This window comes from Thalassospira lucentensis, from assembly GCF_032921865.1.
Lineage (GTDB): Bacteria > Pseudomonadota > Alphaproteobacteria > Rhodospirillales > Thalassospiraceae > Thalassospira > Thalassospira lucentensis_A.
Window position 1 is genome coordinate 4530195 of the sequence record NZ_CP136684.1, and the last position, 13751, is coordinate 4543945.

The window sequence follows — 13751 nt, forward strand, 5'->3', positions numbered from 1 at the left end:
TCGGTCATCCCTTAAGCCCCGCAAAATTGGCTCCCTTCATTTTGCCAAAACGGCTCTTTATGACGCACCAATAATATCCCAGACTGCATTCTCCCTCGCCTCGCAACAAAGGTCATCAGATGCCATCCGAATATAAAAACGAATTTGGTCAGCCGGTCGGCCGCCCGGTTGAAAACTGGAAAGAATGCCCGATGCCACCACGCAGCGACATGGTCGGTCGCCATGTCATTGTCACCCCGGTCAATGTAAAACGCGACGCCAGACAACTGTTTGACGCCAACCGCGAAGCCATGGACGGATCGCGCTTTACCTATCTTTTCACCGACGCATTCACCGATTTTGACACTTATCAGGCGTGGCTTGAAAGCATGGCCGCCACCAGCGACCCGATGCTTCATACCATCATAGACAAGGCATCGAACAAGGCCGTTGGCATTGCCGCCTTCATGCGGATTGATACCAAATTTGGCGGCATTGAAATCGGCAATATCAACTATTCCCCGGCCCTGTCGCAAACCATCGGCGGCACAGAGGCGATGTATCTGATGATGAAACGCGCCTTTGACGAACTTGGATACCGCCGGTACGAATGGAAATGCGACGATCAGAACGCCCCGTCACGCGCCGCTGCCCTGCGATACGGCTTCACCTACGAAGGCACCTTCCGCAACCACATGGTCTATAAGGGGCGCAACCGCGATACCGCGTGGTTTTCGATCACCGATCTTGAATGGCCAGCGGTAAGGGCCGCGTTCGAAGCATGGCTTGCCCCTGGCAACTTTGATGAAACCGGCAAACAACGCAATAGTCTGCAAAGCTTCCGCAAGGTATAATCACACGCAGGGAACACAAGCAACGCGCGCATTCATGATCGCGCATAGCGGGAGGTTATGCCATGCCGTCCTTTTCCGTTTGCCTGCAAAAAAGCCTGAAACACCTGATAACAAGCATCTTTCTGGTCGGCGCGGCACAAATTGCACGCGCCGATATTACCCTGCCGATGCCCGCCCCGGACCAGATCAATCGGATCGAGCTTGACGGTTACGAGCAGCTTGAAGAGCTTTACGAAAGCCTCGATTACACCCAGCAAAGCTGGCAGGAAGGCAAACGTGAAGTCCCGCGCCTGTTCCTGCAAACCATCCCCGAAAGATGGCGCAGCGAGATTAGCGATCAGGTCACCGTTGCCACCAAAAAACGGATTTTCTTCCGCACATTAGGGCCGCTTGCCCTGCTCGCGAACGAGGAAATCGAATTTCAGCGCGTCGCACTGGAAAAGGCCATTGCCGATGGTGACAATACCGTAATTACGGAACTTGCCACCCAGTACAGGGTCGATGGCGCCCCGGGGGACAGCACAACCATCGCCGAACTGCGCGAACGGATCAATCCGGTGCCGCCGTCACTTGTTCTGGCGCAGATGGCAATTGAAAGTGGCTGGGCCACATCGCGCTTTGCCGCCCTTGGCAATGCCCTGTTCGGCCAATGGACCTATGATGGCGAAGGCATCACCCCCGAACAGCAACGCACACATCTGGGCGATTATAAAATCGCCTCCTTCCGAACCCCGTTCGGATCGGTGCGCGCCTATCTGCTGAACCTTAACACCCATAATGCCTATGCCGATCTGCGTGACATGCGCGCAAGCGACATCGCGGCGGATCGACAGTCAACCGGTATGGAACTGGCCGAAGCCCTGATCCGCTATTCCGAACGCGGGGAAGAATATGTCAAGGAAGTCCAGGCCGTCATCAGGCAGAACGGCTTGCAGGAAGTCGACAATGCCGTCCTTGAAGGACAATATTATCACCTGATCCCGATCGGTGCGACGGCACAATAGGTTCGCATTCACAAGCCGACAGCCGGTGCCGGGCTATTCCCCGACACCGGCAAAGCTGCGCATGTCGAATATGCTGTTATCCAGAAACGCATCCGGGCCGACAAACGCCCGGTCCGCGGCATCATTCACGCCCTCAACCCGCCAGTCATCATGCGGAAGCGCAACATCAAGCCCCTTGACCGCACGGCGATAAAGGTCGGGTCGGTATATGTCGGATATAAGCGTATTGAAATCGACGGTGGCATCCACCTGTCCCCACCGCTGCATCTGCGTGCCGACCCACGCCCCCTGCGACAGCCACGGGAACGTCGCGGTATAGCGATAAAACACATGGCGATCGGGTGCCTCAATCGGATTGTCCCCGGGTTTCAGAACCGGTCGGCCAAGCAACGATGCCCGCAGAATATCAAACGATGCGCCGACATGGTTTTCACCAGACAGCAATTGCGCCAGTTCGGTGCGATTTTCCGGCTGATCGGCCCATTCCGCCGACCGGACAAGCGCACGCACCAGTGCATCCACCGTATCGGGATTGGACTGCACCCAGTCTTCGCGCACGCCAAGAACCTTTTCCGGGCTGCGCGCCCAGATATCTTCCTTAAGCGCGACAATCACCCCGTCCCCATGGAACACCGCCCGCTGGTTCCACGGCTCCCCCACGCAATAGCCATCAACCCAGCCATTGCGCAGACTGTCAAACATCCGTGGTGGCGCAATCACGCCAATATTGACGTCCTTATCGGGATCGATACCGCCCGCCGCCATCCAGTAACGCAGTTCGTAATTATGGCTTGAATACGGGAATACGGTCGCAAAGGACATGATCGGACGACCGGCCGCCCGGTCCTCGTCGATCACTTTTTTAAGTGCCCGTGCCGAAAGCCCGCGCGGCCCGTGCATCGCCGCCGGATCCGCTTCAAGCATCCGCTGATAAAGCCGGGTTGAAACCGTAATCGCGTTCCCGCCGCGCCCCAGCGCCATCGGCACCGCAATGCGCTGCGACGGCATCCCGCCAAGCCCAAGCCGCGCTGCCAGCGGAATACCCGCCAGAAGATGCGCCGCGTCATAAACCCCATAAGACAGCTTGTCGCGAATGGCCGCCCAGGACATTTCCCGGATCAGGGTCAGGTCGATATTTTCTTCCTCGGCAAAGCCCTTGGCACGCGCCACGACAGGCAGGGCACAATCCACAAGTGGCACAAAGCCAAGTCGAACCTGTTTAAGGGACATGCATTAGAACTCCAACTGAAAGGCCGTGATCACGCTTTGCGCGATTTCAGAAATTTTGCGGTTCTGTTTCATGGCGTTTTTGCGCAGCAGGTTATAGGCCTCATCCTCGCTCAGCCCCTTTTCCTGCATCAGAAGTCCTTTTGCCCGATCAATCAACTTGCGATCATTAAGCTTGGCCTTGGCTTCGTCCCGTTCCCGGCGCAACTGGTCAAACGCGTTGAAACGCGAAATGGCCATTTCGACGATGGGCCGAATACGATCCTGACGCAAGCCATCAACGACATAGGCACTGACCCCGGCCTCAACCGCCTCGCGGATCGTGTTGCTGTCACTTTGATCGACAAACATCGCAATCGGGCGCGCAATAACACGCGATACCTGAAACATCTGTTCCAGCGTATCACGGTCCGGGTTTTCAAGATCAATGATGATGATGTCGGGGGCCAACGCCTGAATGCGTTCGACCAGATTGTATGACGTGCCGATGCGGCTGACGCGGGTATAGCCACTTTCGACAAGGCCGCGCTCGACTATGGCGGCACGGTCCGGGTTTTCGTCGATCACCAGAATGCTGAAGTCTTCAAGCTTCATTTAGAACCTTTTCCCTGACGATCAAGGTCTCTCTCCTGTCTGTTCTTTTTCGCCCGAACCTTGATGGCCCGGTGAGAACCGGGATGCGGCACCTGCCGCATCCCGGAAAGATCGTGTGTTACTCTGCCGGAACCGCCTGCGCACCGGATGGCAGCGCATCGCGTTCCTGCATGGCTTTTTCGAAACGTTCCTTTTCCTCGGCCACGGTCTTTTCCGAGAAACGAACCGCAAGCGCTGCAAAGGAACAGATAATCACGGCAATGCCAAGATACATCAGGCCCTGCTGATAGGTCAGCGCTTCGGATTTGAACAGGAAGCCCGCGGCAACCGCCCCGGCATTCCCGCCCGCACCAACAATACCGGCAACCGAGCCAAGCGCCTTGCGGTTAACAAACGGAACAATCCCGAATGTCGCACCTTCGGACATCTGCACGAAAAGCGAGAAGACCACCATCATCGAAACCGCGATGACCAACGCATCCATCATCGAAAACGCAACAAGTGCAACACCTTCGATGAACAGCGCCAGGAACAGGAACTTGACCCGTCCCGAAAGCCCGCCCTTGGCGGCAAACTTGTCGGAAAATACCCCGCCCAGCGTACGGGCAAAGATGTTCATCAGGCCAAACAGACCGGCAATCAGACCGGCTGTCTGAAGGCTAAGCTCAAACCGGTCAAAGAAATAGATCGCGGCAATGTTGTTGATCGTAAGCTCGACACCGAAACACGCCCCGTAAACCAGAAACAGCGCCCAGACCCGGTAATCCTTGGCCGCGGCCAGCATGCCCTTGGTCGCACCGGCATGATCGTCTTCCGGTGACAGGGCACCGCTTTTGCGCATGTCGGCATAGTTGCCATCCGGCGCATCGGTGGTGAAGAACCAGTAAAGTGCCGCAACCACCAGCATGATCACACCCGGAAAGACCATCGCCAGACGCCAGCCCATGGTTTCCGAAACGCCAAAGCCAAGCACCATGGCAAGGATCAGCGGCATGACCATCTGTGTCACACCACCGCCAAGGTTACCCCAGCCCGCCGTAGTCGCATTTGCGGTACCGACAACGTTCGGCGCAAACATGGTCGAGGTATGATACTGCGTGATCACGAACGATGCCCCGATCGAACCGATGGCAAGACGCGCCAGCAGGAATGTTTCATAGCTGTCGGCAAGCCCGATCAGCATGACCGGCAAAGACCCCAGAACCAGCAACGCCGTATAGGTCTTGCGCGGGCCGATTTTATCGCAAAGCGGCCCGATCAGAAGGCGCACAAGAACGGTAATCGCGACAGACGCGATGATGGTATTGCCGATTTCACCCTTGGTCAGGCCAAGATCATCGCGCACAAGCGGCATCAGCGGCGCAATGCCGAACCAGCCAAAGAAACACAGGAAGAACGCAAGCCAGGTCAGGTGGAAAGTCCGCATCTGGACAGTCTTGAGACTGAAGAGATTGATCCGCGGAGCCTTGTTTTTGATTTCCATAACAATGAAGCCCTTCGTTTGGGTCACTCCGAACCGGTTTCCCGGTTGTCGCGACCGACGGTTATTTCCCCAAGGGCCGCACGCTTCATCAGATGGATTCCGCTGGCGGCCCGTCATTCGTTTCGACTGCGGCTGCGCCATCGTTGCGCGCCAAAATCAAACGTCTGATCGCCCGCCATTGGACGAAGAACTGTAAGTCACCCGTCATTGGGCCTGCTTCCGTCGAAGCGGCTCACACGAAACAAGTTGTGCAAACCGCGCGCCAATTTTTTCGCAACGCGGAAATTTTCAAATAATTCCCTGAAATTCAATACAATTTATCCACCGCAACTGCACAGACGAAAAACTCACCCCGCCTGAAAGCAGCATACTTGCACATTTTTTAATCTCATCATTTTGCGTGTGGTTATTTTTTAAACAATCACAGGTTTCATGCAATTTTTGCTTATCCCGCAGACATCAAAAATCTTATTTTAAATCAGTATTTTGCAAGTTTTTCGGCGCAATCTGCAGTTCTGGCACGCAACTTGTATAGTAAGGGGCAAGAGCGCGGGCAAGGTCGCCTGCTGCCGCGGCAGAAATGCCAAACCCCTATATAGAATCCAATGGCGGGTTCACCCGGATAACGACGTCCGTTGCGAGATTGCCTTTTTGACAGGCAGTGCGCACCGGGCGTTTTTTTTTGCCAATTCGCTTCCCGCGATCAGGAGCCAGAGACAAATGAACCACGTCCCTGCAGCACTTACCAAGAAACCCCGCCTTGTCGTCATCGGCAACGGCATGGCCGGCATGCGCACCGTCGAGGAAATCCTCGGTCGCGCCCCTGACAAATACGAAATCACCGTTTTCGGGGCCGAGCCACGCGTGAACTATAACCGCATCATGCTATCCCCGCTTCTGTCGGGCGAAAAGGAATTCGACGATATCGTCATCAACACCGCCGAATGGTATCAGGAAAACCGCATCCATCTGTTTTCCGGCGATCCGGTGATTGAAATCGACCGCACCCGCAAGGTCGTCATCTCCAGAAGCGGCACCGAAACCGCCTATGACCAGCTTCTGCTGGCCACCGGTTCCGACCCGATCATGATCCCGGTCCCCGGCCACAAGCTTTCGGGCGTTGTCACCTTCCGCGATGTCGATGATGTCGATACCATGCTGAAAACCGCGGCGAATGGCGGCCCTGCTGTCGTCATCGGTGGCGGTCTTCTGGGTCTTGAGGCCGCCGTCGGCCTGCAGGCGCGTGGCATGTCGGTCACGGTCCTGCATCTGGCGGGCCATGTGATGGAACGCCAGCTTGATCCGTCGGCCGGTTACCTTCTCGCGCAGGAACTTGGCCGTCGGGGCATCAATGTCATTACCGAGGCCGACACCGCCGAAATCGTCGGCACCGATTGCGTAACCGGCGTCCGGCTTAAGGACGGGCGCATGATCCCGGCTGATCTGGTGGTCATGGCTGTTGGCATCCGCCCCAACGGGCGCCTTGCCGCAGACGCGGGACTGACCGTCGAACGCGGCATTGTCGTTGACGATGTCATGACCACCAGTGATCCGGATATCTTTGCCGTTGGCGAATGCGTGCAGCATCGCGGCCAGTGCTATGGCCTTGTTGCACCGCTGTTTGAAATGGCAAAATCCTGTGCCGATCATCTGGCCGAAATCGCAACCAATGGCTATGCCGGTTCGGTCACCTCGACCAAACTGAAAGTCACCGGGGTCGATGTTTTTTCCGCCGGTGATTTTTCCGGCGGTGGCGAAACCGAAGAAATCGTCTTCCGCGATGCCGGACGCGGCGTTTACAAACGCATCGTTCTGGAAGACGGCAGGATCAAGGGTGCCGTCCTTTATGGCGATACATCCGATGGCGGCTGGTATTTCCAGCTGATGAAAGATGCTCAGGACGTGACCGAGCTTCGCGATACCCTTGCCTTTGGCCAAGCCTTTGCCGGAGGATCCGCCGGAAACCCTCTTGATGCCGTTGCCGCCCTGCCAGACGACGCAGAGATTTGTGGCTGCAACGGCATTTGCAAGGGAACCATCGTTTCCGCCATCACCGAAAAGGGCCTGACAACGCTTGACGAAGTCAAAGGCCACACCAAGGCATCCGCATCCTGTGGTTCATGCAGCGGCCTTGTCGAAAACCTTCTGGCGGCAACCCTTGGCGGTGATTATCAGGCGGCTGCGGTCAAACCGATCTGCACCTGTACCGATCATGACCATGACAATGTCCGTCGCCTGATCAAGGCCAAGGAACTGAAATCCATGCCTGCCGTCATGCAGGAACTGGAATGGAAATCATCGGACGGCTGCCATGTCTGCCGCCCGGCGCTGAACTATTACCTGCTCGCCGCATGGCCGGGTGAATATGCCGATCATGGTGCGTCGCGCTTCATTAATGAACGCGTCCATGCCAACATTCAGAAAGACGGCACCTATTCGGTGGTGCCGCGCATGTGGGGTGGCCTGACCAACCCGCGCGAATTGCGCGCCATTGCCGATGTCGCCGACAAATTCAATATCCCGACCGTTAAGGTCACCGGCGGGCAGCGCATTGACCTTCTGGGTGTAAAAAAAGAAGACCTGCCTGCCGTCTGGGCCGATCTGAATGCGGCCGGGATGGTTTCGGGGCACGCCTATGGCAAGTCCCTTCGCACGGTCAAAAGCTGTGTCGGACAGGAATGGTGCCGCTTTGGCACCCAGATGTCGATGAGCATGGCCGTCGACCTTGAAAAAATGACCTGGGGTTCGTGGATGCCCCACAAATTCAAGATGGCAGTATCAGGTTGTCCGCGTAACTGCGCCGAAGCCACGATCAAGGATTTTGGCGTTGTCGCAACCGATGGCGGCTGGGACCTTCATGTCGGCGGCAATGGCGGCATTCATGTCCGTGCGACCGAACTTCTGTGCAAGGTCACAACCGATCAGGAAGTAAAAGAATATTGCGGTGCCTTCATCCAGCTTTACCGCGAAGAAGCCCGCTATCTGGAACGCACCGCACCGTGGATCGAACGTGTTGGCCTGAAACATGTTCAGGAACGTGTGGTCGATGATGCCAAAAATCGCGCCGCCCTGTTTGAACGTTTCATGGAAAGCCAGAAAACGGCGCAGGTCGATCCGTGGGCCGAACGCGCCAGCCAGGGCGTGGATGCGCACGAATTCAAATCCCTTTCCCTGATCGCAGCGGAGTAACGGCAATGACGGATATCGTAAACTGGGTAAATGTCGGACCGGTCGCCAATATCCCGCTTCAGGGGGCCCGCACCTTTCAGACCGAAACTGATCGCATCGCGATTTTCAGAACCCTTGATGATCAGGTCTATGCCCTTCTGGATCGCTGCCCGCACAAGGACGGGCCGCTGGCACAGGGGATCGTGCATGGTCATTTCGTCACCTGCCCGCTGCATAACATGGTCTTTTCGCTTGAAACCGGCGAGGCACAGGGCCCCGATGACGGCTGTGCGGCCAAGGTGGAACTGCGCGTCATTGACGGCACGGTTCATATCGGCCTGACGGCGGAACAAATCGGTCTGCGCCATGCGGGGTGAGGTTAAAACCACCTGTCCTTATTGCGGTGTTGGCTGCGGCCTGATCGTCTCCCCCACCCGGGACGGCTGGGCGGTCGGGGGCGACCCCGATCACCCGGCCAACCGGGGCCGGTTATGCTCAAAGGGTGCCGCCCTGATCGATACGATCACCGCCGAGATGAAGCGCGATTTCCGCCTGCTGAAACCCGAAATCGACGGCAAAACCGTCGACTGGCCGACAGCAACACAGGAAACCGCGGATCGCCTGCGCGCGACCATTCAGAAACACGGCCCGAAATCGGTGGCGTTCTATGTTTCCGGTCAGTTATTGACCGAGGACTATTATATCGCCAACAAGCTGATCAAGGGCTTCATCGGGTCGCCGCATATCGATACCAATTCCCGGCTTTGCATGGCATCAACCGTGGTCGGGCATAAACGTGCCTTTGGTGCCGATGTTGTACCGGGATGTTACGAAGACCTGGAAATTGCCGATCTGGTCGTTCTGACCGGATCGAACCTGGCATGGTGCCATCCGGTCCTGAACCAGCGTTTGCGCGCAGCCAGGGAAAAGCACGGCACCAAAATCGTCGTGATCGATCCGCGCAAAACCGCAAGCTGCGACATCGCCGATCTGCACCTGCCAATCAAACCGGGCAGCGACGTTGCCCTGTTTAACGGCCTGCTGGCATGGCTTGACCAGAACGGTCATTGCGACCTTCAATATGTCGCCCGCCATGTCAGCGGCTATGAAACCGCCATCGCCGAGGCGCGCGCGGACTGCCCCGATATCGAGAGTACAGCAAAAAAATGCGGCCTCGATTATCCTTCCGAGATCAGCGCGTACGCCGATCATGACGGCTCGGGTCTGGGGAAACTGGAAACGTTCTTTAACTGGTTTGCCGCCTTTGACCGCACGGTCACCGTGTTTTCGCAAGGTGTCAACCAGTCCAGCAGCGGCTCTGACAAGGTCAATGCGATCATCAATACCCATCTGGCGACCGGACGGGTCGGCAAACCGGGTTCAAGCCCGTTTTCCGTCACAGGCCAGCCAAACGCCATGGGCGGACGCGAGGTCGGCGGCCTTGCCAACCAGCTTGCCGCCCATATGGACCCGAACGATGTTAACGACGTTGACCGGGTCCGCCGGTTCTGGAAATCCGATATTCTGGAACCGGGCGAGGGATACAAGGCGGTTGATATGTTCCGCGCCATCGAACGCGGTGAAATCAAGGCCGTCTGGGTCATGGCAACCAACCCTGCCGTCAGCCTGCCCGATGCGGACCGCGTCCGTCTTGCCCTGTCGCGCTGCCCGCTTGTCATCGTGTCCGACACGGTGAACGATACCGACACGCTGCGTTATGCCCATATCAAACTTCCCGCTGCCGGGTGGGCCGAAAAATCCGGCACGGTCACCAATTCCGAACGCCGCATTTCCCGCCAACGCCCGTTCCGCGAACTACAGGGTGACGCCAAACCCGACTGGTGGATCATGACGCAGGTCGCACGCGCCATGGGATATGGCAAGGCGTTCAAATACCGCGATCCTGCCGATATTTTCGCCGAACATGCCGCCCTGTCGGAATTTGAAAATGACGGCATGCGCGCCTTTGATATCGGCCAGTGGCACAAGGCAAAGAAATCGACCTATGACGCCATGGAACCCTTCCAATGGCCCGCATCGCGCAAACATCAACCCGCTGGCGGAGCCGAACGCCTGTATGGCAATGGCATTTTCACCACCTCAAACGGGCGGGCCCGTATGCTGGCGGTCGCGCATAAACTGCCCATGTCGCAACCCGGCAAGGAATTCCCGCTGATCGCCAATAGCGGCCGGTATCGCGACCAATGGCACACCATGACCCGTACTGGCACCGCCGCGCGCCTTTCGGCCCATCGGCCCGAACCGCTGCTCGAAGTCAATATCCTTGATGCCAAGCGTTACAAGCTGACCGATGGCGGCCTTGCCCGGATCAGAAGCAAACGCGGCACCGCATTGATGCGCGTGTCTGTATCAGACGCCCAGATGCCCGGCGAAGTCTTCATGCCGATGCACTGGAACGATGTTTATTCATCGGCGGGCGGTATCGGGCGTTTGCCAACCGCCCATGTTGATCCCTATTCCGGACAACCGGAAACCAAACATATCCCGGTTTCCATCGAACCGTTTGAACCGCTGTGGCAGGGATTGCTGTTTTCCAACACGCCGGTTGATCTTTCAGACCTGCCCTATTGGGTGGCGGCAACCGGCCCCGGCTGCATGATTTATGAAATCGCCGGTGACAGACCCTGCCTGTTCAAATCCATGCTGCCGATGGCGACGAACAATATTGGTGATGAAAACGCCATCGAACACATCATTGAATATAACGACGGCAAAAAAGGCGTTCATCGCTATGCCCGCCTGAATGGCGACCGCATCACGGGTGCACTTTTTGTCGGCCCGGATCGCCCAACCCTTGGCCGGGACTGGATATCGGCACTGCTTGGCAATGATGCGATCAGCGGCCCGGAACGCAATGCCCTGCTTGCCGGGCGTATGCCCGATGCCGGGGCCATCAATGATCGTTTGATCTGTTCGTGCTTCTCGGTCGGGCTGGCGGCCATCACACGCGCCATCCATGACCAGAATGCGGTCAGCACCGCCGATATCGGTCGCCTGTTGCAAGCCGGAACCGGATGCGGCTCCTGCCTGCCCGAACTCAAGGAGATTCTTGATGACGCATTACCGCGCGCCGCAGAATAAGCAGCAGTATAAACCGGCCAAACCCGAAAACCTGTATGGCCCTGAAACGGAAAACCGGGAAACCTTCCCCTTCTTTCCGGCCTTCGTCCATGTCACCGGCAAAAAGGTCGTCGTGCTGGGCGGGGGTGAGGTCGCGGCGGGCAAACTCCTCCTTTTGCTGCGCAGTCAGGCCGATATTACCGTCATCGCCCCGGAACTGTGCACCGACATCGCAACGATGGTCGATACCGGCGCGATCCGTTGGGAAGCAGCCCCGTTTGTCGATACCATGCTAAATGGCGCGGTGATGATCTTTGACGCCGCCGATGACATGCACATGACCCGCCGGGTCAAGATCGCGGCCAAACGGCGCAACATCCTTTTGAATGTCGTCGACAAGACCGAACATTGCGATTTCATCGTCCCTGCAATCCTTGACCGGGCACCGGTGATGGTCACGATCTCGACGGGCGGCTGCGCCCCGGCACTGGCCCGCATCATCCGCCAACGCCTTGAAACCACCCTGCCCGCCTCGATGTCACAATTGGCAAGCCTCGCCCGCAGCGCACGCCGTCGCGTTGCCGCCCACCTGCCCGACAATGTCGCAAGACAGCGGTTCTGGACACATTTTTTCCAGAACGGTTTGCAGGACACCCACCTGACGCAAAGCACCCCGCAGGACCTTGACGCCGCCCTGACCCGCTTCGTCCCCGAAGGCAGTTCCGCCACCGTTCCGGGCGGCCAGATCCTGCATGCTGATGTCACGGCCGACAATGCCTTTGACCTTGCCCATGGCATTGCACGCGCGATTGAAACATCCGACATCATCTTCCACATGCCCGGCATAGCACCCGACATTCTGGGCCTCGCCCGCCGCGACGCCACCGTGATCGAACTCGAAAGCACCGGCGATGATGGAAACATCGATGACGACGCCCGCGAACGCCTGAAACACCAGGCCGCCTTTTTCGCCCGGCAAGGCAGCAATATCACCTGCCTGTATCGAAACTAACGCTTCAAAAACCGGGCCAGTCCGTCCATCGCCTTGTGAATGCGGTCTTCCGATACCGCGTAACAGGCACGGATATGGCCTGCCCCCTCTGGCCCGAATGCCTCGCCGGGCGCAAGGCCGATGCCCTCGGACAGCAAAAGATCCTTGGCAAAGGAAAGCGTATCCTCAACCCCATCAACCCGGAAAAACGCATAGAATGCGCCGTCTGCTTCGGGCAGGTGGATGCGGTTCATGTCGCGCAACCGTTCGATGATTGCTGCACGTGCACGGCTATATCTGGCGCGCGAGCCCGCAACAAATTCCTCGCCTTCCTCAAGCGCTACAATCCCCGCCTGCTGAATGAACCCCGCCGGGCAGGACACATTGAATTCCATCAGCTTTTCAAGTTCACTGCCAACCCCCTTGGGTGCAGTGATCCAACCCAACCGCCAGCCGGTCATCGCCCAGCTTTTGGAAAAGCTGTTGATCACCATGATCCGCGTATCGTCGCTGACATAGGGCACAAATGACGGGGCCACGTCCGATCCGTCATAGATCAGGCGCGCATAAACCTCATCCGCGATCAACCAAATGCCTCGTTCAGTGGCAAATTCGACCAGCTTTTTCTGGTCCTCCGCGGGCATGACCCAACCGGTCGGATTATTCGGCGAATTGATCAGTATGGCGCGCGTATCGGGCGCACAGGCGGCAATGAATTCATCAATATCAAGCTGCCAGCCATCATTCCCGGACCGCAACGGCACGGTTGTCACCTGCGCACCCAGAACCTTTGGCATGGCAACAATGTTGGGCCAGATTGGGGCTGTGGTCACCATCCTGTCGCCCGCCTTCAGGATCGACTGCATCGCAATCATCAGGGCATTTAGCCCCGATACCGTCACGGTGATGTTTTGACGATCAAGTGCCGTGCCATAAAGACGATTGCCATAAACCGCCAGCGCATCGCGAAGCGGCGTGATCCCCCGGTTGGGCTGATAAAAAGTATCGCCCGCCTCAAGGGCCGAAATCGCCGCCTTGCGAATGAATTCCGGGGTCGGCTGATCGGGTTCGCCAAACCATAGCGGCACGATATTTTCGCGTCCCATACCCAGATGGGCAACCTCGCGGATCAGCGACGCGCCAATGTCACGCACGTCATGTCGAATGCCGTTTGCAGCAAACGGGGAAACAGGCTGGGCATCTGAAACGGACATCTGGAGCGCACCGATAAGAGATCAAAGGTTTTCCAACCGATAGCCAATCCCGTTTTCAACGCCCCGTCAATCGGACAATTTTCAACCGGCATCATCACACGTGCATGATTTCCCCAAAGACCGTGATAGGATTATGATGTGCCTGCAATGATTTAA

At 57.4% G+C, this 13751-nt stretch carries 10 protein-coding genes; 6 read left to right on the forward strand and 4 right to left on the reverse strand.

Features of this window, described 5'->3' with window-relative positions; all coding sequences use genetic code 11:
- Positions 1–119 precede the first annotated feature (119 nt).
- Positions 120–833, forward strand: coding sequence for a GNAT family protein (locus R1T41_RS21780; protein WP_317339244.1), 714 nt, complete (start codon positions 120–122; stop codon positions 831–833).
- Between the two features lie 62 nt (positions 834–895).
- A complete protein-coding gene (locus R1T41_RS21785) occupies positions 896–1837 on the forward strand; it encodes a glucosaminidase domain-containing protein (RefSeq protein ID WP_317339245.1) in 942 nt (313 codons plus the stop codon).
- A gap of 33 nt (positions 1838–1870) precedes the next feature.
- Here the strand turns inward: R1T41_RS21785 and R1T41_RS21790 are convergent, their stop codons facing one another.
- The 3 genes from R1T41_RS21790 to R1T41_RS21800 form a co-directional block, all read right to left on the reverse strand.
- Positions 1871–3067, reverse strand: a complete 1197-nt coding sequence (locus tag R1T41_RS21790) for a CmpA/NrtA family ABC transporter substrate-binding protein (protein ID WP_062959589.1) — start codon at positions 3065–3067, stop codon at positions 1871–1873.
- Between the two features lie 3 nt (positions 3068–3070).
- Positions 3071–3658, reverse strand: coding sequence for an ANTAR domain-containing response regulator (locus R1T41_RS21795; RefSeq protein WP_007091383.1), 588 nt, complete (start codon positions 3656–3658; stop codon positions 3071–3073).
- Between the two features lie 118 nt (positions 3659–3776).
- Complete coding sequence (locus R1T41_RS21800) at positions 3777–5168, reverse strand: MFS transporter (protein ID WP_231858269.1); 1392 nt, start codon at positions 5166–5168, stop codon at positions 3777–3779.
- A gap of 693 nt (positions 5169–5861) precedes the next feature.
- Here R1T41_RS21800 and nirB point away from each other — a divergent pair.
- Genes nirB through R1T41_RS21820 form a run of 4 tightly spaced genes read left to right on the forward strand, consistent with a single transcriptional unit; the run spans position 5862 to position 12402 of the window.
- Positions 5862–8330, forward strand: a complete 2469-nt coding sequence (nirB, locus tag R1T41_RS21805) for a nitrite reductase large subunit NirB (RefSeq protein WP_317339250.1) — start codon at positions 5862–5864, stop codon at positions 8328–8330.
- A gap of 5 nt (positions 8331–8335) precedes the next feature.
- Positions 8336–8686, forward strand: a complete 351-nt coding sequence (gene nirD, locus R1T41_RS21810) for a nitrite reductase small subunit NirD (RefSeq protein WP_071240479.1) — start codon at positions 8336–8338, stop codon at positions 8684–8686.
- A complete protein-coding gene (locus R1T41_RS21815; protein ID WP_317339252.1) occupies positions 8676–11411 on the forward strand; it encodes a molybdopterin-dependent oxidoreductase in 2736 nt (911 codons plus the stop codon). Before nirD ends, R1T41_RS21815 begins: the two co-directional genes overlap by 11 nt.
- A complete protein-coding gene (locus R1T41_RS21820) occupies positions 11383–12402 on the forward strand; it encodes a bifunctional precorrin-2 dehydrogenase/sirohydrochlorin ferrochelatase (RefSeq protein WP_317339254.1) in 1020 nt (339 codons plus the stop codon). Before R1T41_RS21815 ends, R1T41_RS21820 begins: the two co-directional genes overlap by 29 nt.
- Here the strand turns inward: R1T41_RS21820 and R1T41_RS21825 are convergent.
- A complete protein-coding gene (locus R1T41_RS21825) occupies positions 12399–13595 on the reverse strand; it encodes a pyridoxal phosphate-dependent aminotransferase (RefSeq protein ID WP_317339257.1) in 1197 nt (398 codons plus the stop codon). The genes R1T41_RS21820 and R1T41_RS21825 overlap by 4 nt on opposite strands.
- Positions 13596–13751: the final 156 nt, after the last annotated feature.